This window comes from Variovorax robiniae, assembly GCF_037889955.1.
GTDB classification, from domain to species: Bacteria; Pseudomonadota; Gammaproteobacteria; order Burkholderiales; family Burkholderiaceae_C; genus Variovorax; species Variovorax robiniae.
In genome coordinates this window covers 32,865-52,666 of the sequence record NZ_JBBKZS010000012.1, presented here as the reverse complement: position 1 = coordinate 52,666, position 19,802 = coordinate 32,865, and the positions used below count along the sequence as shown (strand labels likewise).

Sequence of the window (19,802 nt, the reverse complement as noted above, 5' to 3'; positions counted from 1 at the left end):
GCATCATGGGCAAACCCACTTTCGCATTCGTGCCCCGCCGCCTATCCGGCGCGGTGCTGCTGGCCTGCCTGCTGGCCGCCTCGTCCTCCGCGCTGGCGCAACGCATGGTGGCGGCTGCCGACGTGCTGCCCGGCGGAGCGCTCGCGGCGCGCACCGATCTCCTGGCGCCCAGCGGCGCGCCGGAGTCCCTGCAGGCCCTGCTGGCGCGCGCGCTGGAGCAGGACCCGCAACTGCAGGTGTCGAACGCATTGCTCGGCGTGACCGAGGAACGCCGCGCGCAGGCCCGCTCGCGCCTGGCGCCGGTGTTCAGCGTGCAGGGCTCGCGCGGCAAATCGCAGGAAATCAACTTCGGCAAGAACGTCAGCGGCACCACCGACCAGTCCTCCATGGCGCTGCGCTGGAACCTCTTCAATGGCGGCAACGACGTCGCAGAGTTCAAGGGCTCGACCAAGGACGTGGCCGCCGCCCAGCAGGACGTGCGGCGCGCGCGCGAGGAGATCGGCGAGCGCATCGGAGATGCCTACGCCGAAATCCTGCGGCACGAGGAACTGCTGCCGTATTCGCTGGAACGCATGAAGGAGGCCAAGCGCCTGCTGGCGCAGGTGCAGAAGGCTAACGACCTGGGCAAGCTCGCCGACGTCGACGCACGCCAGGCGCAAGCCGCGTACCTCGATGCCGAGGTGGCGCACGGCCAGTTGCTGGCCGACCTGCGTGCCGCCCGCGACCGCATGATCGTCATCACCGGCAGCGAGCTTCGCCCGACCGTGCCGGTGAAGCTGGCGCCGAACCTGCTCGCCGCTGACGCGCCCATGGGTTCCGCCGGCATCGTCGCCGCCGCGCAGTTGCGTGCGGACGCGGCCCAGCAACGCGTGGTGCCGTGGCTGTCGACCATTTCACCGCGCGTGGACCTCGAATACAGCAAGCTGCTGAGCAACCGCACGATACCGGCCACGGACCCGACCGAGTTGCACGGCTGGCAAGTGACCGCGCGCTGGGACCTGCCGCTCGGCGGCGAGAACCAGGCCCGCCGCGCGGAAGGTCTCAAGCGTGCCGAAGCCGCCAAGGCCGAGGCCGACCGCGTGCTGCGCACCGTGCAGTCCGAACTGGCCACGCTGCCGCCGCGCATGCGCCACAGCGAGGAAGCGATCCAGCAACTCGACCAGCAGATCGCGCAATACGACGAACTGGTGCGCGTGGGCGACCTGCAGTTCCAGGCCGGCCGCCGCAGCCTCACGCAACTGGTGCAATTGTTCGACAGCCGCTTCGTCGCGCAGCAACGCCGCGCCGAGGAGCGCCTGAAGCTGTTGACCTCGCGCCTGCGCTACCTGGCGTTGAGGGGCGACTTCCTGGCCGCGATGGGCTTGTCGCCGGACTGAGCCCCGGCCGCCTTTTCACGGTGCGCCTGCAGGCGGCGTGAGCGCCGCTTGCGCTCCCAGATCACGATGCCCGTCACCGACAGCATCGCGACCATGAGGCCCATCAGCGACATCAGGATGCGCCCCGTCATGCCGAGGATGCGGCCGGAGTGCAGCGGAAACTGGAGCTGCACGAACACGTCGGCGGCAGTGCCTTTCCACGGCACGTTCTGGCTCAGCACGCGGCCGTCGTGTGCGTCGATGTAGAGATTGGCCAGGCCCATGCCGCCCTGCCCGTGCTCCGCGCCGGGCTCGAAGAAGGACACGTTGTAGAAGCCGTAGCGCGCCTCGTAGTAGATGCCGCCCAGTGGCAGGTCGAAGCCGCGCCGTTGCGCCTCGGCCTTGGCCCGTTCGACCACTTCGGCAAAGCCCAGCGTCGGCGTGATGGTGCTGCCCAGCGGCGCCATCGGGCGCGTCTCGTAAGGCCCCGGCGTGGTCTTCGACACCAGCGACAGCACCGGATAGAACACCTCGCGGTACAGGTTCAGCGAGAAAGAGGTGAAGGCGATCACGATGATGAAGACCCATACCCACAGCCCGCCCGCGCGGTGCAGGTCGAAGTTGAGCTTGTAGCCGCCCGCGCGCCAGCGCACGGTCCAGGCCGGCAGCCAGCGTGACAGCCAGCCCTTGGGCGTGCGATGGTCCGGATTGACCGAGGGGCGCAGGCGCCGTGGCGTCGTCAGGTAGAGCGCCACGAAGCTGTCCAGCAGCCACACCAGCGCCACGCTGCCCATGATCCAGTAGCCGATGCGATCGGTGCCCCACATTGCGGGGATGTGCAGGCTGTAGTGCACCGTGCGCAGGAAGGGCATCAGGCTCTCGCGTGAGAGCGAGACCGCCGTCGAGTCGCGCCGCCCCACCACCGCGCCGGTGACCGGATTAACGAAGACCTGGTTGTAGCCCAGCACGAAGGGTTGCTGCGTCGCCGGGTCGATGCGCGGCTCGACGAAGTAACCCGCGTTGTGACCCTCCTCGAAGTTGAGCGAGATGTAGCTCACCTTCGCGCGTGGGTCTGCTGCCTCGACCACCGCGGCCAGCGCCATCGGATCGCGGAACGGGCCGCGGCTGTCGTTGTCGTAGAGCGCGCTGTTGAGCCACTCGTCGATCTCGTGGTCCCAGGAGGTGACCGCGCCGGTCAGCCCGGCGACGATCAGGAACAGCGCGACAGTGAGCCCGGCCCAGCGATGGATGAGCGTCCAGAAGGAACGCATCAAGGACTCGTCAGAAGTTGATCGTCCCGGTCAGCGAGAAGGTCCGCGGCGTGCCCAGCGTCAGGTAGCCGAAGCCGGGGTAGCCGCCAGCCGAGGCCCAGTAGCTCTTGTTGGTCAGGTTGTCGATGCGGGCACGCAGCGTGAGCAGGCGGTTGTTGCCGATGTCGATCAGGTAGCGCGCGCCGATGTCGAAGCGGGTCCACGACGGCACTTGCTGCAGGTTGGCGCCGTCGGCATACACCGAGGAGGTGTAGATCACGCGGCCGTTCAGCGAGAGGTTGCGCACGCCCGGCACGTCCCAGTCGACGCCGAAGTTGGCTTGCTGCTTCGGCACGCCGATCACGCGGTTGCCGTCTTGCAGGCCACCGGGCGTGCTGACCATCTTCGCGTCGAGGAAGGTCACGCCACCGAGCACGCGCAGGCCCTTGGTGGCCTCGCCGTACACCGTCAACTCGACGCCCTTGTTGCGCTGCTCGCCGAACACGCCGTAGACGCCGTTCTGCACATAGGCGCTGGGCTTGCCGGTGGTGAAGTACGACAGCGCGCCGCCGAAGGAACCACCGTCGTACTTGACGCCGACTTCCTTCTGCTTGGCCACGTACGGTGCGAACACCTGGCCCTGGTTGATGACGTTGACGCCCTGCGCCGTGTCGCCCTTGACCAGGCCTTCGATGTAGTTGCCGTAGATCGAGATTTCCTTGGTCGCCTTGACCACGAGGCCGCCCATCGGGCTGGTCTTGGAAGACGAATAGGCCGTGCCGAAGGGGCCGAAGGTCTCGTCCTCGATCTTCTGGTCGCGCGCGCCCAGCGTGAGCAGGATGCGGTCATCCCAGAACGACATCGTGTCGCCGATGGCGAAGCTGGTGTTCTTGATCGATTCGCCGAAGCTGCCGGTGAACGGCGTGGCCAGCGGCGGCACCGCGTACGGGTAGTACAGGTTGTTGGCGAAGTTGTTCGACAGCCCGTAGTTCACGTTCGAGTCCGAGCTGAAGATCGAGCCTGATGCCGTCACCGTGTGGCCGACACTGCCGGTCTTGAACTTGCCGCGGATGCCGATCTCGCCAGTGGCGATGTTGTCGTCGCGCTCGTTGTCGAAGCGGTAGGCGGTGGTGGCGCCGTCGAGCGACAGCAGCGTCGGCGGTGCGAAGGCGGCACGTTCGCGGCCCTGGCGACCGCCCACGGCGGCCCAGGCCGTGATGCTCTGCGTGATGTCGACTTCACCGCGCACGGTGGCGAAGGTGTCGCGTTCGTTCGAGAAGGTCCACGGCTGCGCGAAGCCCTTGGAGGCGTCCGGTGCCCGCGGCACCGGGATGCCGGCGGCCAGCGTCACGCTGGGCTGGCTGGCCTTGAGTTCGTGGTTCTGATAGCCGAAGTCGGCCGACAGGCGCACGTTGCTGCTGCGCCAGTCGAGGCCGACCGAGACCAGGCCGAGCTGGGCCTTCTCGTCGCCCACGCCGGTGCCGCCGTCGCGGCCGGCCACGTTCAGGCGGATGCCGGTGGACTGATCGGGGCCGAAGCGGCGCGAGATGTCGGCGGCCAGGTAGCCTTGCTGGCTGCTTTCGACGCCGGCCGTGATTTCGGTCAGTGGCTCGCTGGCGGCGCGCTTGGGCACCACGTTGATCAGGCCGCCGAGGCCGCCGCCCGAGGTCGCGCCCGACCCGGCGCCGTTGAGGAAGGCGCTCGCGCCGCGGAACACCTCGACGCGCTCGACCAGTTCCGCTGCCATGTACTGGCGCGGCACCAGGCCGTAGAGGCCGTTGTAGGCCACGTCATCCGAGGCGACCGGGAAGCCGCGCACGAAGTAGGTCTGCTGGAAGTTGCCGAAGCCGCGCGCCACGCGCACGCCCGGGTCGTTCAGCAGTACGTCGCCGATGCTCTGCGCCTGCGTGTTGGCGATCAGCTCCTGCGTGTAGCTGTTGATGCTGAACGGCGTGTCCATGTTGTCCTGGTTGCCCAGGATGCCGATACGGCCACCGCGCGCCACCTGGCCGCCGGCGTAGGGCTTGGTCAGGCCTTCGGCCGAGGCGTCGGCGGCGGCGTTGACGGTGATCGTGGGCAGCACGCCCGCCTGGGGCTGGGCGGCGGGCGCCGCGTTCTGGGCCTGCGCCGCGAAGGCCGAAAGGGCGAGCAACGTGGCGGTGACGTGCGGGAGAGGGCGGAAGGCGGGGGCGGGCATGTCAGTTTCTTTGGATGCGAATACTAATGAGAACCGTTATTATTGCCGTTCCCATGCATTGCGATCGATGGATTTCCTGCGTTTTGCAACCAGGCCTGGGCGAATCGCCGCTCGAATTTGCGAAAAAGCCACAACGGCGGATATTTCCGCGCAGGCCTCAGCCGGCGGAGTTCGCTGGGAGGGAGCGGCGGGGCTCAGCGCCCGAGGGCGCAACCGTCCACGAACACCTTGAGTTCCCCGCTCGCGAACGGCGTCCAGGTCTCGTTGGTGGTCAGCGGCGTGGTCACGACCACGGCGACCCGGTCGGTCGGCGTGGTGTGCCGGGCGAAGTCGATCGACAACTCCTCGTCGGCCAGGTGCGCCTCGTTGAAAGGATGCTTGCGCTCGATGTAGCAGAGATTGGTCGAGGCATGCGCCCACAGCGCCTGGCCGTTGGACAGCATGAAATTGAAGGTGCCGTGCCGGGCGATCTGCGGCGCCAGTTCGCGCAGCGTGAGCGTCAGTTCCTCGATGCTCGGCACGCCGGCATGCGACTTGGCCAGCTCCTGCATGATCCAGCAGAAGGCATGCTCGCTGTCGGTGTCGCCGACCGGATGGAAGTTGCCGTGCAGGCGCGGGCGGAAGTCCTTCAGGTCGCCATTGTGCGCGAACACCCAATAACGACCCCAGAGTTCGCGCACGAAGGGATGGCAGTTCTGCAAGTTGACCTTGCCCTGCGTCGCCTTGCGGATGTGGGAGATGACGTGCTGGCTCTTGATCGGGTAGCGCCGGATCAACTCGGCCACCGGTGACTCGCAGGCCGGCTGGTGGTCCACGAAGTGGCGCAGGCCGCGGTCCTCGAAGAAGGCGATGCCCCAGCCGTCGGCATGGTGGTCGGTGCGGCCGCCGCGCTGGGCGAATCCGGCAAAGCTGAAGGTCACGTCCGTGGGCGTGTTGCAGTTCATCCCTAGCAATTGGCACATGGCTTGATTAAAGCGCCTTTTCAGGACGTCTTCTTCTCGCGCAACTGCCAGGCCGCGCAAATCGCCAGCGCGCAAAGCCCGGCAAGCATCACGAACACCTCGTTGAACGCGTCCAGCCGCGCCGTGCTGGTGATCGTGCTCTTGAGCGAATCGCCATGCGCGGCCAGTCGCCATTCGAGCACGATCGCGCACAGGCTCACGCCCGCCGCGCCGCCCAGCATGCGCACGAAGCTGATGGCGCTCGCGCCTTGCGGGATCAGCGGCTTGGCCAGCGGGCGCATGGACCCGAGATTGAGCGAAGGCAGGATGAAGCCCAGCCCGATGCGCCCGATGATGGCGAACACCACCAGCGGCCAGATCGGGCTGCGCAGGTGCAGCAGCACCATGAGCGCGAAGGACACGGCCAGCAGCAACAGGCCGATGCTCACCAGGATCCAAGTCGGCTGCCGATCGGCCAGGCGTCCCACCCCGGCGATGGTGAAGGCCAGCACGATGCCCGCCGGCAGCATGATGGTGCCCACATGCGAGGCCGACAGGTGCAACGCCACCTGCATGTAGACCGGCAGCAGATAGGTCGAGCCGAACAATGCCGTGCCATAGATGAAGGCGACCACGCTGCCCATCGCGAACTGCCGGTAGCCGAACAGCGCCATGTTCATCAGCGGCTCGCCGCCTGCCGCGGCCAGGCGCTTCTGCCACCAGATGAACACCGCCAGCGAGGCGACTGCGCCGGCCAGCAGCAGCGCAGCTTCCAGTGGCGCGTTTCCGCGAAGCTCAACGAGGCCGTTCAACAGGCACAGCGTGCCGACGGTGCCGAGCAGCAGCCCGCGCCAGTCGATCCCGCCCTGCCGCGACGCGGCAACGCCACCGGGCGCGGTGGTCGGCACGAACTTGTAGGCCAGCCACAGCGAGGCCAGGCAGAAGGGCACCACCATGAAGAAGATCGAGCGCCAGCCGAACAGGTCGACCAGCACGCCGCCGATGCTCGGCCCTATGGCCGGCGCCAGCACCACGCCCATGCCGAAAATGCCGCTGGCGCGGCCCTGCTCATGCGGCTCGAAGGCACGCAGGATGATGATGGCCGGGATCGGCTGCACCACGCCGGCAGCCAGCCCCTCGGCCACGCGCGCGATCAGCACCAGCGAGAACACGCTCGACAACCCGCCAAGCACGCCGCCCGCCAGCAGCAGCACCATCGTGCCGACATAGGTGCGCCGATAGCCGTAGCGCGACAGCAGCCAGGGCGTGGTGAGCATCGACACCGTCATCGCGACCATGAAGCCCGAACTCACCCACTGCGCACGTTCCTGCCCCAGCGCGAAGTGGCGGCTCATGTCGGGGATGGCCACGTTGACGATGGTCGAGGACATGATCGAGGCCATCGTGCCGACCATCACCGACAACAACAGCAGCCAGCGGTAGCGATCGCCGTAGCGCTCGCGCAGGATGTTCATCGAGGGCGGCGGGGGGGCGGCGGACGCGGGTGGGGAGGGATCGGTCATGAAGCCTGGGAGCTGCGGGGACGGGCAAGCCGTCCTACAAGGATATCGGTGTTTGCGGCGCTTGGGGGCGCGCCGCGCTGCGCTCACAATCGAGGCGCTGCCGCTGGCCCAGCATCAGTTCCAGAGAACAACACCACATCATGGACACTCCACCGGAAACAGCAGCCCAGGTCGATACGGCCCCCACTTCGCTGGCGGCGGAATTGAGCGCGCCGACCGTCACGCGTGCCTACCAATGCCAATGCGGGCGACCGATCTTCCTGGGCAACAGCCAATGCCTGGCCTGCCATACGCCGCTGGGCTTCGTCATCGAGAGCCTGGGGGTGGTGCCGCTCGCGCCGGTCGAAGCGCCTGCCTCATCCTCGAATGGCAATGGCATCGATGATCAGCGTGGCGATGTCGACGGCGTCGAGACCAACGGCACCGATGACCAAGGCAACGACGGCAACGCCAACAACGCCCCGCCTATTGAGCCCATCGACCCCGCGCTCGACACCTACACCGTCTTCGGGGACGGCAATGGCCGGCAATACCACCGCTGCGCCAACTTCACGACGGCCGCGGGCTGCAACTGGATGGTGCCCTTGACGCGCGAAGGCGACGCGCCTGACGCCGCAGGCCTGGTGCCCGGCTACTGCCTCTGTTGCAGCGCCACGCGCACCATTCCTGACCTCTCGCTGCCCGCCAATGGTGAACTGTGGCGCAGGCTGGAGCAGGCCAAGCGCCGCCTGATGTCGCAACTGTTGGCACTCGGCCTGCCCGTAGTCACGCGCCATGCCGATGCGGTACACGGCCTCGCCTTCGACTTCCTCAGCAACATGCCGGGCGGCCCGCATGTGCTCACCGGCCACGACACCGGCGTGATCACGCTCAACGCGGAAGAAGCCGAGGACGCCGTGCGCGAGCGCATCCGCGCCGAGATGCGCGAGCCCTACCGCACGCTGGTCGGCCACTTCCGCCATGAGATCGGCCATTACTACTGGGACCTGCTGGTATTCCCGACGCCGTGGATCGACGACTTCCGCGCGCTCTTCGGGGACGAGCGGCTCGACTATGCGGGCGCACTGCGCACCCACTACGAGATGGGGCCGCCGGCCGACTGGGCGGTGCGCTTCGTCACCAGCTATGCCAGCGCGCATCCGTGGGAAGACTGGGCCGAGACCTGGGCCCACTACCTGCACATGGCCGACACAGCCGACACCGCCTTGAGCTTTGGCGTCGACGCCACGCGCGTCGAACTCGCGAGCGACCTGTTCGAGCCCGCCGACCTGTGGCAGCCGGACCATCCCGATGCGATGAAATTCCTCGACTTCCTCAACGGCTGGGTGCGCCTGACCAATGTGCTCAACGAGTTGTCGCGCAGCATGGGCCAGCCCGACTACTACCCCTTCGTGCTGCCGCGCGCGGCGGTCGGCAAGCTGCAGTTCGTGCATCAGGTCATCACGCAGCAGCGGCAGCAGCTGGCGGCGCCGCTGGAGACCGAGCAGCCCGTGATGGTCGCGGACAATGCGCCCGAACCGGCGCAAGCCCCGATGCAGCAGCAGGCGCAGCAGCAGCAGGCGTTGCCCATGCAGGCGTGCGAAGCGATGGCGCCGGCGTTCCAGGCCGAGCCCGTGACGCGCAGCGTCGCGAACCGCTTCAGGCCAATGCGAAAGCGGGCAGCTTCTTCGCCACAGCCTGGTTTTTCAGCGTGACGTACACCGGCAGGCCGTTGCGGTAGGCCGGGTAGTCCTCGCCCTCGATCAGCGGGGCGAGATAGCGGCGGCACTTGTCGGTGATGCCGAAGCCGTCCTCCGAGATGAAGTCGCGCGGCATCATCTTTTCGACATTGGCCACGGTGTCGAGCGTGGCGACCCCGATGCGGTATTCATACGGCACGTCGCTGATGCGGTCGATCGTTGGCATCACCGAATTGCGGCCTTCCAGCGCGAGTTCGACCGCGCGTGCGCCGAGTTCATAGGCCTGCCTGACGTCGGTAGCCGAGGCCACGTGCCGCGCGGCGCGTTGCAGGTAGTCGGCCACGGCCCAGTGGAACTTGTGGCCCAGCGCGGTCTTGATCATGTTCGCCACCACCGGCGCCGCGCCACCGAGTTGCGCATGACCAAACGCATCGCGCGTGCCCTGCTCGGCGAGGAAGGTGCCGTCGGGATGGTGCGCGCCTTCCGACACGACGACGCTGCAGTAGCCGTGCTGCTTCACCATTGCATCGACGCGCGCCAGGAACTTCGCTTCGTCGAATTCGATTTCAGGGAACAGGATCACGACCGGGATGCCGTGGTCCTCCACCAGCCCGCCGGCCGCGGCGATCCAGCCGGCATGGCGGCCCATCACCTCGATCACGAACACCTTGGTCGAGGTGGCGGCCATCGAGCGCACGTCGAGCGAGGCTTCGAGTGTCGACAAGGCCACGTACTTCGCGACCGAGCCGAAGCCGGGGCAGCAGTCGGTGATCGGCAGGTCGTTGTCGATGGTCTTCGGCACGTGGATGGCCTGCAACGGATAGCCCATCGATTGCGAGAGCTGGCTGACCTTGAAGCAGGTGTCGGCCGAATCGCCGCCGCCGTTGTAGAAGAAGTAGCCGATGCCGTGCGCCTTGAAGACCTCGATGAGGCGCTCGTACTCGCGGCGGTTCTTCTCCAGCGACTTGAGCTTGTAGCGGCAGGAGCCGAAGGCGCCCGAGGGCGTGGAGCGTAACGCCGCGATGGCCTCGGGCGATTCGAGCGAGGTGTCGATCAGGTCCTCGGCCAGTGCGCCGAGGATGCCGTTGCGCCCGGCGTAGACGGTGCCGATGCGGTCGGTGTGCTGGCGCGCTGTCTCGATGACGCCGCAGGCCGAGGCGTTGATGACGGCGGTGACGCCACCGGACTGGGCGTAGAAGGCGTTGGTGCGGGCTTGGGTCATGAAATACCTGTGGTGGTCTCGGTGACGGAGGCGGCCGCGGCCTTGGCGGCGCAGGCGGCGCAGATGCAGGCCTTGCCGCGCGCTGGGGCCGGCACGCTTTGAAGCAGCGATTCGGTGAAGGTGGCCGACATGCACCAGCACGGCGGCTGTGCGACGCCGGTCTCGCGTGCCACTTCCATCGCGCAGACGTTGGCTGCGCCGCACAGGGGGCAGCGGGAGGGGTCGACGGAGGCCGGGGCGGTCATGGCTGCATTCTGCGGCAGGCATCGGCCGCCAACAAACGCTGTGGTGCAAGCCGTCGATATTCGTGGTGCGGCTCTTGCCGTGCGTGAATGCCGCCCCCAGATCCTGGCCGAGGGCGAGCAACTGCCCGCCGTCAAGCTGAAGGACGGCACCCGGGTGCAGACCGGCACCGTGGCCACGATGCTGCACAACGTCGCGCGCTACAACAGTGGCGAGCGCGGGCGGGTGGAGGTCGAGCTGGAGATGTCGGTGCCGACGCTCATCAAGGTCGGGCTGTTCGAGCTGTTCCCGGTCGAGGACTGGATCGCGGGGACCAATCCGGGTCGGCGCTTCGTGGGGCTGGCGGCGCGCAAGCTCATGGAAGCGCAATAGCCGCCTTTACGTGTGCGGCCCTGGCCGGCTCGCTGCCAAGGCTGCGAGCAAGCATTTGGCGGCGCTTTGGTCGACGGCCGCGGCCCGTCAAGCCTTCCGGGCCGTCTCCAGCGCCCGGAATGCCGCCTCGCCGGCATCGGTCACTTCGACCCACTTCTTGTCCGGCGCGGCCTTCTCCGCCTCGTAGTTGTCGTGCCAGTTCCACCACTTGTAGGTCGGCGTCTGCGGATAGCCCTCGGGCGAGTCTTCCCACAGTTCCTGTCGGCCGAGCGGCGTGAGGTCGAGGTAGTTCCAGGTCCCCCCCACCTGTTCATCGCCGCGGTTGTTGACAAAGTAGGTGCGGAAGACGCGATCGCCGTTGCGGAAGAACACGTTGGTGCCATGCCATTCGTCCACGCCGAAGTCGGCGTCGAAGCTGTCAGTGACGGTGAACCACGGGATCGCCTGCCAGCCCATGCGCGCCTTCAGCCGCGCGATGTCGGCCTGCGGCGCGCGCGAGAGGAACACGAGGGTCGTGTCGCGCGCATTCAGGTGGGCGACATGGGCGACCTGGTCGGCGACCAGCGAGCAGCCGCGGCAGGCATGGTCGGGCCAGCCGAACACGCCCGGCTCGAAGAAGGCGCGGTAGACGATCAACTGGCGCCGGCCTTCGAACAGGTCGGCCAGGCTGGCCGTGCCGGCCGGGCCTTCGAAGGTGTACGACTTCTCTACGGCCGTCCAGGGCATGCGCCGGCGTTCGGCGGCCAGGGCATCGCGCTCGCGGGTATGGGCCTTTTCCTTCACGAGCAACTGTTGGCGGGCCGCCTCCCATGCCTGCGGGGATACGACCGGGGGCGTGTGCATGGCGGGCTTCGATGTGCTTGATTCGGGCCGGGTGGATGTCGTCATCGCTGGACTCCTTGTTGGGCGAACGGCATGACGCGATCCTGTTGTTCGCTACGCATCGTTCGCGGTGGATGGACGAGAAAGGGATCAAGTCGAGATGGCAGGGCCACATCGACCTGAGATGTAGTCTGGCACCGGCGGGGCGAAGCGCGGGAGTAACAAGTCTGGCGGGATTCCGCTGGGCGCATCGGCATGCACTGCGCATGACGCGCCACGACGGCGCGCACGCCATCCGACCCGCGCGGTTTCAGCCGCGCCGTGCCGCGTCGATCGCAGCGACGTCGATCTTGCGCATGGTCATCATCGCGTTGAACGCGCGCTTGGCCTCTGCGCGATCCGGGCTCGTCACCGCCTCGGTAAGCGTGCGCGGCGTGATCTGCCATGACACGCCCCACTTGTCCTGGCACCAGCCGCATTCGCTTTCCTGGCCGCCATTGCCGACGACGGCATTCCACAGGCGGTCCGTCTCGGCCTGGTCGTCCGTCGCGATCTGGAACGAGAAGGCGATGGAATGCTTGACCTGCGGGCCGCCATTCAGCCCGATGCAGGGGATGCCCGCGACAGTGAACTCGACCGTCAGGACATCGCACTCCTTGCCGCTGGGATAGTCACCCGGGGCACGCATGATGGCGCCGACGCTGCTGTCGGGGAAGGTCTTCGCATAGAAGTTCGCGGCCTCGAGGGCGTCGGTGTCGTACCAGATGCAGATGGTGTTCTTGGGGATCATCGGTGTCTCCTGAAAGGGGCGAGCATCCGGTATCCGGGATGACAGGGCAACGCCGATCGTCTGATTCTCAAGACCGAGAGGCAGCCGCGCGCCCCCGCAATCCGCCCGACCTCACCGCCCCTCGAACACCGCCGCCCGCTTCTGCAGAAACGCATTCACGCCTTCCCTGAAACTCGGCTTCACCAGCAACTCCCGCTGCCGCTCACTCTCGTAGTGCAGTTGCTCGTCCAGCGAATGCCGCTCGCTCGCCGCAAAGGCCTTGCGCGCTTCGAGGATCGCATGCGCCGGCAACTGCGCGAGGCGCTGCGCCGTCTTCTGCGCTTCGAGCAGCAGCAGGTCGTCGTCCACGCAGGCCCAGATCAGCCCCCATTGCGCGGCCTTCTCGGCGCCCAGGCGTTCATCGAGCAAGGCCATGCCCAGCGCACGCGCCGGGCCGACCAGGCGCGGCAGGAACCAGGTGCAGCCGAGGTCCGGCACGATGCCGAGCTTGGGCAGGAAGGAAAGGTAGAAGTACGCGCTGCGCCCCGCCAACACCACGTCGCCCGCCAGCGCCAGGCCGACGCCCGCGCCCGCAGCCGGACCATTGACCGCGCACACCACCGGCACCGCCAGTTGGCGCAGGCCGCTGATGATCGGGTTGCTCAGCGACTGCATCCACTCGGCGGTCTGGTCGCCCAGCGTCTTGCCTTCTTCCGGCGGGCTCATCGCGCTCAGGTCGGCGCCGACGCAGAAGGCCTTGCCGGCGCCGGTCAGCACCACGGCACGCACGCCCTTGTCCGCGTTCACGCGGGCCAATGCATCGCGCAATTCATGCTGCAAGTCCCGCGCGATCGGGTTGAGCTTGGAGGGCACGTTCAGCGTGATCGTCGCAACGCTGTTCTCGACTTCATACAAAACGAATGACATGGTTCAGGGTCTTTCCACTTGGGTCATGTTGGCCATGCCGCCACCTGCGCACATGGTCTGCGGGCCATGGCGCATGCCGCGCTGGCCGAGGGCGTTGACACACGTCGTCATGCGCTGGTGCCGGATGCACCGGGCGGATGGCCGAGCGCGATGGCGCCGCCCTTGATCTTGGGCGGCGCCGGGTCGTGGCCAACTCGGTATCAACCCGCGTCGCGCGGGTGACATCTCGCAAGCGGTGGAGCCGTGCGATATGTGGGCGTTGCACGTGGCAGAACGTGACGTCGACGCCGCCTGCGCCGGCCAATCGCGGCGACGCTGGTAATCTGCGTGCGGAGGCTGCTGGCGCCCTCCGCGATGCGGGCGGGCACGCCGGGAAGGCTGCCATGAAAAAAAGAACCAGTCAGGGAGACACACCATGCGTTCATGCCAAGCGACTGCCATCGTGCTGGCCACAGGCCTGCTCGTCGGCGCAGCCGGGGTCACCGGCGCCGCGGAGCCTGTGGCCTCGGCCGCAGCGGGCTCGGCATCCATCACCTCGGCCAGCGCCGCCACGTCGGCATGCCCGAGCATTCCCAGCGAGGCCAGCAACGCCAACGATGCCAGCGGCGACGCGCCCCTGTCGCGCGCGGTGGCGGCCAAGGACTTCTGGCGAGTCCAGACGATGATCCGCTGCGGCGCCGACCCGCAACTCAAGACCGGCGAAGGCTGGTACCCGATCCACACCGCCGCGCACAGCGGCTCGCCGGCCATGGTCGAGTTGCTTGCCCGTCAGGGCGCCAACCCCAACGCGCGCGGCGACTACCTCGGCTGGACGCCGCTGCACGTGGCGGTCCAGGACAAGGCCAGTGCCGAGGTCGTGAAGGTGCTGTTGTCCAGCGGCGCCGACCCCGCCATCGCGGACACGCGCGGCGAGACGCCGTACGACCTGGCCAAGGCCGCAGGCCGCGCCGACATCGCCACCTTGCTCAAGCGGCGCTGAGCCGCCTCAGGCGGGCAAGAAGTCCCGCAGGTGCAAGGCCGGCGTGCGGTGCGGCTTGGCAGCCTGTCTCGCCGCGCTGCGTTCTACCGCGGGCGCAACCGAGATGCATGACGATTCAAGTGCGGACACAAGTGCACGCCGGTGCAGCGGGGTCGTGAACTGTTCGCCCGGTTCCAGCACGGTGTCCACCGGATCGTCGTCCAGCGTGATCCACACGGAGCCGCTGCGGCAGGTGATGCGCACCTCGGAAGCATCGCCCACGCTGTAGACCGCGTGGGCCGGCAGTCCCATCTGGAACGCCGACGACACCGTGGCGCTGAGGAGTGCTGAGCGGTTGTTCATGAGGAGCCCTTTCACATTCGTGGTGAGAATGAATATAGTGGGCACGTCTTCCAATTGCACACGATGAATAGGAACTCGTTGCATGCATCCAGAGAATGCGAAAACCGCTCGGAAGCTCGATGACCTGCCCCCGCTGGAACTGCTGCGCAGTTTCGAGGCCGCCGCGCGCCGCTTGAGCTTCACCGAGGCGGCAGCGGAAGTCTCGCTGACGCAATCGGCCGTCAGCCGCCAGGTGCAGCAACTCGAAGGCAGCTTGGGCGTGCTGCTGTTCGAGCGCCGGCATCGCGCGCTGGCGCTCACCGAGGCCGGCGCCGTGCTGCAGCGCGCCGTGGTCGACAGCCTGGAGCGGTTGCGCGACGCCACGGCCCGCGTGCGTGCCGCGCCCGTGGCACGCGAAGTGGCGATCACCTGCACGCCGGGTTTTGCGTCGCTGTGGCTGATCCCGCGGCTGGCGCATTTCACGGCGGCGCATCCCCAGGTCGACGTGCGCGTGTCGGCCACGTTGGACGTGCTGGACCTGGATCGCAGCCGCCTCGACCTGGCCGTGCGCTTCGTGCCGATCGCGCGCGGCCATGGCGCGGCGCTGTTCGAGGAGTCGGTGATGCCGGTCTGCGCGCCGTCGCTGGCAGCGACGCTGCACACGCCGGCCGACCTTGGCAACCAGACGCTGCTGACCATCGATGCACCGAATCACCACGAGGCGCCGACAGTCGACTGGGAGCCCTGGCTTCAGGTGATGGGCCTGACCGGCTTGCGCATGAAAAGCGTGCTGCGCTTCTCGCACTACACCGACGCGGTGGCCGCCGCCGTGGCGGGGCAGGGTGTGGTGATCGGCCGCATGCCGCTGCTGCGAGAACTGCTGCAGGACGGCCGCCTGGTTGCACCCTTCGGCGAGGGCACGGCGACGCGGCGCGGCTACTTCATCGACACGTCGGTGCGTGCGGCGGGCAATTGGGATGCGCAGGACTTCGTGCGGTGGTTGCGGGCCGAGGCGGAGGCGGGGACGGCCTGATCCTCAGCGCCACCGACCCTGCGGTTCCTTCCAGATGCGCAACTACAGGACGAGCAGGGTCGCGAGTGGAGGATTGCCGTCAGAAAGTAAATCCCGAGCACGTTGGCCACCCCGCCGGTACAGTCGCAAGGCAACCCTCCAGCGGAGAACCCATGTTCAAGTGGATGAGCGCCTTGCTCCTTTGCGTATTGGCCGGCTGCGGCACCGCGCCGCCTCGGGACGGCTACGACGTTTGCCAGACGGCCCCCGGCTCCTTTGATTGCCAAGTCTTGCGCTACCAGAACGCCTTCTGAAAGCTCACCGGTACCCGGTCTCGTTCTGGTTGTGGATGATCCAGATCAGGTTGCCGCTCGTGAAGTCGCCCATCCCGCCGCCCGCGAAGACCAGGCGTCCCTGGCCCTTGTAGGTCATTTCATAGCGGTGCCGGTCACCACCGAAATAGAACGGAATGAAGGCCTTGCCGGTCACGTAGGCGCCCTGGTCCGTGGGCGGGCCGATGAGGTCGGTCACTTGCCGGCTCGACATGCCGATCTGCAGCCGCGTGAACTTGCTGCCGGCGCCCGGGTTGCCGGTGATCTCGCCTTCGTAGTCGTTGATGCCCTTGACGGTGCGGCCGCTGCCGGCCTCGACCTTGGAGGAGTCCACGACGTTGCCGCGCGCGTCCATGCCGGGCTTGCCCGCGCCGACGGTGCCTGCGCCGGCGCTGGACGGTGCGGGTGCCGCAGCCGTCGTTGTTGCGGCAGCTGCCGCGGCAGGACGCGCCGGTTCGGCGGAGGCGGCCACGGCACAGCGGTCGAGGTCGACGATGCGCTGCAGCGGCTTCGCTACATAGCGGTAGTCGCGGATCTTCGTGACCACTTCGCCACCCGAGAACCCACCACCCACCGCGCGGCAACGGAAGTAGGTCGAGTCGCCGTCGCTGACCACGTAGCTGCCGGCCGGAGCGCCGCGGCCAGTTGGCTTCGACAGCGTCAGCGTCACGGTCTTGCCGACGAGTTCCTGCTTGAGTCCCTTGCCTGCGCCGTCGCCCAGCACGCCGGCCAACTCGTCATAGCCCATCCCCTCGATCCTGGGCTTGGGCGGCGGCGCGGGCGGCGCTGCCGCGGCCGGGGCCGCCGGGGCCGGATCCGCGGACTTGCTTCCGGTGGATGAGCAGCCCGCGGCCAGTAGTGCAGCGGCGGCCGTCAGGGCCAGCGCGGAAAAAGGGATCGTCCTCGAACTCATTGCGTCGTCACTCCATTTGTAAGAAATTGAATTCTCGACCAAATGAAGTGCCGCGGCTCATCCGCGAGAAGGCTTGAGTGTGGATTACTCCCCCGCCGATGGGAGGAGAACGGCGGATGCACCGCCAGCCCGATCAGCCTAGTGCGGCCGCCCCGCGGTGTGCCGTCTTCAGGCTGCCTACCACCGGTGCCAGCGGTACCGACAGGATGATGGACGTGCCCACGCCGCCGCTCCTGCTGTTGATGGCCAGCCGGCCATCGACGGTGCGTGCGCGCGCGCCCAGTCCGTGGAAGGCGCGCGGCTTGTCGAGTTCCGCGCGCGTCAGTCCGCGGCCGTTGTCGGTGATCTCGAGCTTCAACACGTTCTCGCCGTCCGACAGGTCGATGCGCACCTCGCTGCAGGCCGCATGCCGGGCGATGGTGGTCAGCGCCGCCTGCGCCGTGCGGTAGGTCACGAGCTGCACATCCTCCGGCGCATGGATGACCTGATGTGTGCTGGTGAATGCGGTCTTGACGCCGGTGCGACGCTCGAAGGAATCCGCGAGCCAATCGACCGCCGCCACGATTCCCCGCTCCAGCACCGGCGGGCGCAAGTCCTGCACGATCCGCTGGCTGGCGCGTATGGCGTGCTGCAGCATCTCGGTGGCGGCATTCACATGGTCGATCACGCCGGGTTCCTTCGCCTGCTGCCCGATCCAGCCCAGGTCGGACTTCAGCGCCGTGAGCGAGCCGCCGATGTCGTCATGCACCTCGCGCGCGATCGCCTGAAGCTCCTCCTCGACGCACTTGCGAAGGTAGTCGTTGAGTTCCGTCGATCGCTCCACGGAGCCCGCCAGCTCGGCTTGCGAGTCTTCCTTCGCGATGCGAATGCGGCTCGCATCCAGCGCGCGCACCATGACGCGGGCCAGTTGCGCCAGCGCGTTCTTGCGCAGGAAGTCGCAGGCGCCGCGCCGCACCGCATCGATGGCCTCGGCTTCGCTCGCCGAGCGCGACAACACGATGAACGCCGGTTGCCGGCCAGGCATGCCGAGCAGGACCTCCCACGCGTCCATCGCGGTGAAGCCATCGAAGTGATAGGCCGATACGACGACGTCGCAGGGCCCATCGGCGAGTCGTTGCGTGAAGCGATCCAGCGTGTCGATGCGTTCGACCACCGGGCTCGAAGCATCGAGCCCGAGGGCGCCGCACATCTGCTGGTGGTCTGTCTCCGACGGCTCCAGGTGAAGGATACGCAGCCGTTGTAGAAGTAGGCGAAAAAACATTGCGGCCGATGATAGTGAGCACTCCGTGCCCGCGCAAAATGGCGCGCCCATGACCACACACGATCTCGACAAACCACGTTTCGTTACCGGGTCGTTGCTGAAGCATGTTTGCGTCATGTCGAGCACCGCGGCGGTCGGGCTCGTGGCGGTCTTCATCGTCGACCTCATCAACCTGTTCTACATCTCGCGCCTGGGCGAGAAGGAAATCGCCGCGGCCGTTGGCTTTGCGGGCGTGGTCGGCTTCTTCCATACATCGATATGCATCGGCATGACCATCGGTATCACGGCCGTGGTCGCACGTGCAATCGGCGCGGGGCGGCGTGCCGATGCGCGGCGCATCGCGACGTCGAGCCTGGTGCTGATGGTCGCGCTGACGGCCTGCGTGGGCATCGTCACGTTGATGTTCCTGCACCCGCTGCTGCGGGCGCTGGGCGCCAGCGGTGATACCGAGCGGTATGCGGCCCGCTACCTCGCGATCACCGTGATGTCGATGCCCTTGCTCGGCCTTGGGATGGCCTGCGCGGCGCTGTTGCGTTCCGTGGGCGATGCGCGGCGCGCGATGATGGTGACGCTGGGCGCGGCGGTGGCGACGGCGGTGCTCGATCCGATCCTGATCTTCGGCCTGGGCATGGGGCTGGAGGGCGCGGCCACTGCGTCGGTGATCTCGCGCTGCATGCTGGCAGCGGTCGGCCTGCGCGGCGTTGTCGTGCGGCACAAGCTGCTGGCGCGCTTCGATCGCACGCGCTTTGTTGCAGATGCGCGGCTGCTGGCCGGCGTGGCTGGGCCGGGCGTGCTGACCAACCTCGCGACACCGGTCGGCGCGGCCTTCGTGACGCATTCGATCGCGCAGTTCGGCGCGTCGGCGGTCGCGGGGCAGGCCATCATCGACCGCGTGACGCCGGTGGCTTTCGGGCTGGTGTATTCGCTCAGCGGTGCGGTCGGGCCGATCCTTGCGCAGAACCTCGGCGCCCGTGAATACGAGCGCGTGCGCGTGGGGCTGCGGGACAGCCTCATGTTCATGGTCTGCGCGGTGGGAGTGGCCTGGCTGCTGCTGGCACTGGCGCAGTCGCTGATCGTGCGGGCCTTCTCGGCGGAGGGCGACGCGGCGGCGTTGATCCATGCGTACTGCTCGTGGATCGCCTCGGGCTTCTTCTTCATCGGCGCGCTGTTCGTGGCGAATGCGGCCTTCAACAACCTCGGCCGGCCGCTGCTGTCGACGGGCTTCAACTGGGCCCGTGCCACGCTGGGGACCATTCCCTTTGCATGGATCGGTTCGCACTACGGGCCGGCCGGTGTGCTGGTGGGGCAGGCGGCGGGTGCGGCCATCTTCGGGACACTGGCGATGGTGGTTGCGTTCCGGTTGGCGGCGCGCCTCGGGCCGGTGCAGGACGCGGGGACGTCACTGGACGCGAGGCCGGTGCCGGAGGCGGGCAGTGCATCCTCGCTCGCAACGCTGATGCCGCCGAATGCCGACGATGGATAGCAGGCGCCAAACGATCCGCGCTCTCGCGAGACTGTTTCGGAGCCTGCCTTCAACGCGCGTGACGCATTGCGCAATGCGCTGTCTCACGGCGGCCACACCGGGTTGCCACCCTCTTGCGCGTAGCCCGATGCATTTGCACAATCCGCGCTCGATTTCACAACTGCATTGCAGCCGGTGACCAGCAACCTCCCGGCAGCCTCA

At 67.6% G+C, this 19,802-nt stretch carries 18 protein-coding genes and 1 pseudogene; 6 read left to right on the top strand and 13 right to left on the bottom strand.

What is annotated here, in order from left to right; translation table 11 throughout:
* Window positions 1-5: 5 nt before the first annotated feature.
* Window positions 6-1,376 (top strand): TolC family protein, encoded by a 1,371-nt coding sequence (locus WKW79_RS24120; protein ID WP_340337751.1) that lies wholly within the window; start codon window positions 6-8, stop codon window positions 1,374-1,376.
* On the opposite strand, the gene WKW79_RS24115 is transcribed toward WKW79_RS24120, so the two are convergent.
* The 4 genes from WKW79_RS24115 to WKW79_RS24100 form a co-directional block, all read right to left on the bottom strand.
* Window positions 1,322-2,626 carry a PepSY-associated TM helix domain-containing protein gene (locus WKW79_RS24115; RefSeq protein ID WP_340337750.1) on the bottom strand — a complete coding sequence of 435 codons (1,305 nt, stop codon included), beginning with the start codon at window positions 2,624-2,626 and terminating at the stop codon, window positions 1,322-1,324. The two genes, WKW79_RS24120 and WKW79_RS24115, sit on opposite strands and share 55 nt — an antisense overlap.
* Before the next feature lie 10 nt (window positions 2,627-2,636).
* Window positions 2,637-4,802: a TonB-dependent receptor gene (locus WKW79_RS24110; RefSeq protein ID WP_340337749.1), complete on the bottom strand. Its 2,166-nt coding sequence runs from the start codon at window positions 4,800-4,802 to the stop codon at window positions 2,637-2,639.
* A 194-nt stretch (window positions 4,803-4,996) separates the two neighbouring features.
* Window positions 4,997-5,764 (bottom strand): class II glutamine amidotransferase, encoded by a 768-nt coding sequence (locus tag WKW79_RS24105; protein WP_340337748.1) that lies wholly within the window; start codon window positions 5,762-5,764, stop codon window positions 4,997-4,999.
* A 20-nt stretch (window positions 5,765-5,784) separates the two neighbouring features.
* Window positions 5,785-7,266 carry a DHA2 family efflux MFS transporter permease subunit gene (locus tag WKW79_RS24100; protein WP_340337747.1) on the bottom strand — a complete coding sequence of 494 codons (1,482 nt, stop codon included), beginning with the start codon at window positions 7,264-7,266 and terminating at the stop codon, window positions 5,785-5,787.
* Between the two features lie 140 nt (window positions 7,267-7,406).
* Here WKW79_RS24100 and WKW79_RS24095 point away from each other — a divergent pair, with 140 nt between their 5' ends.
* Window positions 7,407-8,960 carry a zinc-binding metallopeptidase family protein gene (locus WKW79_RS24095; protein WP_340337746.1) on the top strand — a complete coding sequence of 518 codons (1,554 nt, stop codon included), beginning with the start codon at window positions 7,407-7,409 and terminating at the stop codon, window positions 8,958-8,960.
* On the opposite strand, the gene WKW79_RS24090 is transcribed toward WKW79_RS24095, so the two are convergent.
* A complete protein-coding gene (locus WKW79_RS24090; protein ID WP_340337745.1) occupies window positions 8,905-10,167 on the bottom strand; it encodes a 6-phosphofructokinase in 1,263 nt (420 codons plus the stop codon). The genes WKW79_RS24095 and WKW79_RS24090 overlap by 56 nt on opposite strands.
* Window positions 10,164-10,412, bottom strand: coding sequence for a cysteine-rich CWC family protein (locus WKW79_RS24085; RefSeq protein ID WP_340337744.1), 249 nt, complete (start codon window positions 10,410-10,412; stop codon window positions 10,164-10,166). The genes WKW79_RS24090 and WKW79_RS24085 overlap by 4 nt, the downstream gene beginning before the upstream one ends.
* 43 nt (window positions 10,413-10,455) lie before the next feature.
* Between WKW79_RS24085 and WKW79_RS24080 the strand changes: the two genes are divergently transcribed.
* Window positions 10,456-10,782, top strand: a complete 327-nt coding sequence (locus tag WKW79_RS24080; RefSeq protein WP_340337743.1) for a DUF7709 family protein — start codon at window positions 10,456-10,458, stop codon at window positions 10,780-10,782.
* An 87-nt stretch (window positions 10,783-10,869) separates the two neighbouring features.
* Here the strand turns inward: WKW79_RS24080 and WKW79_RS24075 are convergent, their stop codons facing one another.
* The 4 genes and pseudogenes from WKW79_RS24075 to WKW79_RS24060 form a co-directional block, all read right to left on the bottom strand.
* Window positions 10,870-11,670, bottom strand: coding sequence for a DUF899 domain-containing protein (locus tag WKW79_RS24075; RefSeq protein ID WP_340337742.1), 801 nt, complete (start codon window positions 11,668-11,670; stop codon window positions 10,870-10,872).
* A gap of 244 nt (window positions 11,671-11,914) precedes the next feature.
* Entirely contained in the window at window positions 11,915-12,394 is a 480-nt protein-coding gene (locus WKW79_RS24070) for a VOC family protein (RefSeq protein ID WP_340337741.1), read from the bottom strand.
* Window positions 12,395-12,505: 111 nt separating this feature from the next.
* Window positions 12,506-13,300 (bottom strand): enoyl-CoA hydratase-related protein, encoded by a 795-nt coding sequence (locus WKW79_RS24065; RefSeq protein WP_422823954.1) that lies wholly within the window; start codon window positions 13,298-13,300, stop codon window positions 12,506-12,508.
* A 3-nt stretch (window positions 13,301-13,303) separates the two neighbouring features.
* A pseudogene (locus WKW79_RS24060) lies at window positions 13,304-13,464 on the bottom strand (acetyl-CoA C-acetyltransferase); the annotation flags it as partial.
* A 251-nt stretch (window positions 13,465-13,715) separates the two neighbouring features.
* On the opposite strand from WKW79_RS24060, the gene WKW79_RS24055 reads away from it, so the two are divergent.
* Window positions 13,716-14,279 (top strand): ankyrin repeat domain-containing protein, encoded by a 564-nt coding sequence (locus tag WKW79_RS24055; RefSeq protein WP_340337740.1) that lies wholly within the window; start codon window positions 13,716-13,718, stop codon window positions 14,277-14,279.
* A 6-nt stretch (window positions 14,280-14,285) separates the two neighbouring features.
* On the opposite strand, the gene WKW79_RS24050 is transcribed toward WKW79_RS24055, so the two are convergent.
* Complete coding sequence (locus WKW79_RS24050; RefSeq protein ID WP_340337739.1) at window positions 14,286-14,621, bottom strand: DUF2917 domain-containing protein; 336 nt, start codon at window positions 14,619-14,621, stop codon at window positions 14,286-14,288.
* Window positions 14,622-14,703: 82 nt separating this feature from the next.
* On the opposite strand from WKW79_RS24050, the gene WKW79_RS24045 reads away from it, so the two are divergent.
* Window positions 14,704-15,633: a LysR substrate-binding domain-containing protein gene (locus tag WKW79_RS24045; protein ID WP_340337738.1), complete on the top strand. Its 930-nt coding sequence runs from the start codon at window positions 14,704-14,706 to the stop codon at window positions 15,631-15,633.
* 297 nt (window positions 15,634-15,930) lie between these two features.
* Here the strand turns inward: WKW79_RS24045 and WKW79_RS24040 are convergent, their stop codons facing one another.
* Window positions 15,931-16,857 carry a hypothetical protein gene (locus WKW79_RS24040; RefSeq protein WP_340337737.1) on the bottom strand — a complete coding sequence of 309 codons (927 nt, stop codon included), beginning with the start codon at window positions 16,855-16,857 and terminating at the stop codon, window positions 15,931-15,933.
* Window positions 16,858-16,990: 133 nt separating this feature from the next.
* Entirely contained in the window at window positions 16,991-18,046 is a 1,056-nt protein-coding gene (locus tag WKW79_RS24035; RefSeq protein WP_340337736.1) for a hybrid sensor histidine kinase/response regulator, read from the bottom strand.
* 187 nt (window positions 18,047-18,233) lie between these two features.
* Here WKW79_RS24035 and WKW79_RS24030 point away from each other — a divergent pair, with 187 nt between their 5' ends.
* Window positions 18,234-19,601: an MATE family efflux transporter gene (locus tag WKW79_RS24030; RefSeq protein WP_340337735.1), complete on the top strand. Its 1,368-nt coding sequence runs from the start codon at window positions 18,234-18,236 to the stop codon at window positions 19,599-19,601.
* Window positions 19,602-19,802: the final 201 nt, after the last annotated feature.

Bases quoted from the DNA above. Each gene is read 5' to 3' on its own strand.
- WKW79_RS24120 (WP_340337751.1), top strand. From the start codon at position 6: ATGGGCAAACCCACTTTCGCATTCGTGCCCCGCCGCCTATCCGGCGCG.
- WKW79_RS24115 (WP_340337750.1), bottom strand. From the start codon at position 2,626: ATGCGTTCCTTCTGGACGCTCATCCATCGCTGGGCCGGGCTCACTGTC.
- WKW79_RS24110 (WP_340337749.1), bottom strand. From the start codon at position 4,802: ATGCCCGCCCCCGCCTTCCGCCCTCTCCCGCACGTCACCGCCACGTTG.
- WKW79_RS24105 (WP_340337748.1), bottom strand. From the start codon at position 5,764: ATGTGCCAATTGCTAGGGATGAACTGCAACACGCCCACGGACGTGACC.
- WKW79_RS24100 (WP_340337747.1), bottom strand. From the start codon at position 7,266: ATGACCGATCCCTCCCCACCCGCGTCCGCCGCCCCCCCGCCGCCCTCG.
- WKW79_RS24095 (WP_340337746.1), top strand. From the start codon at position 7,407: ATGGACACTCCACCGGAAACAGCAGCCCAGGTCGATACGGCCCCCACT.
- WKW79_RS24090 (WP_340337745.1), bottom strand. From the start codon at position 10,167: ATGACCCAAGCCCGCACCAACGCCTTCTACGCCCAGTCCGGTGGCGTC.
- WKW79_RS24085 (WP_340337744.1), bottom strand. From the start codon at position 10,412: ATGACCGCCCCGGCCTCCGTCGACCCCTCCCGCTGCCCCCTGTGCGGC.
- WKW79_RS24075 (WP_340337742.1), bottom strand. From the start codon at position 11,670: ATGACGACATCCACCCGGCCCGAATCAAGCACATCGAAGCCCGCCATG.
- WKW79_RS24070 (WP_340337741.1), bottom strand. From the start codon at position 12,394: ATGATCCCCAAGAACACCATCTGCATCTGGTACGACACCGACGCCCTC.
- WKW79_RS24065 (WP_422823954.1), bottom strand. From the start codon at position 13,300: ATGTCATTCGTTTTGTATGAAGTCGAGAACAGCGTTGCGACGATCACG.
- WKW79_RS24055 (WP_340337740.1), top strand. From the start codon at position 13,716: ATGCGTTCATGCCAAGCGACTGCCATCGTGCTGGCCACAGGCCTGCTC.
- WKW79_RS24050 (WP_340337739.1), bottom strand. From the start codon at position 14,621: ATGAACAACCGCTCAGCACTCCTCAGCGCCACGGTGTCGTCGGCGTTC.
- WKW79_RS24045 (WP_340337738.1), top strand. From the start codon at position 14,704: ATGCATCCAGAGAATGCGAAAACCGCTCGGAAGCTCGATGACCTGCCC.
- WKW79_RS24040 (WP_340337737.1), bottom strand. From the start codon at position 16,857: ATGAGTTCGAGGACGATCCCTTTTTCCGCGCTGGCCCTGACGGCCGCC.
- WKW79_RS24035 (WP_340337736.1), bottom strand. From the start codon at position 18,046: ATGTGCGGCGCCCTCGGGCTCGATGCTTCGAGCCCGGTGGTCGAACGC.
- WKW79_RS24030 (WP_340337735.1), top strand. From the start codon at position 18,234: ATGTCGAGCACCGCGGCGGTCGGGCTCGTGGCGGTCTTCATCGTCGAC.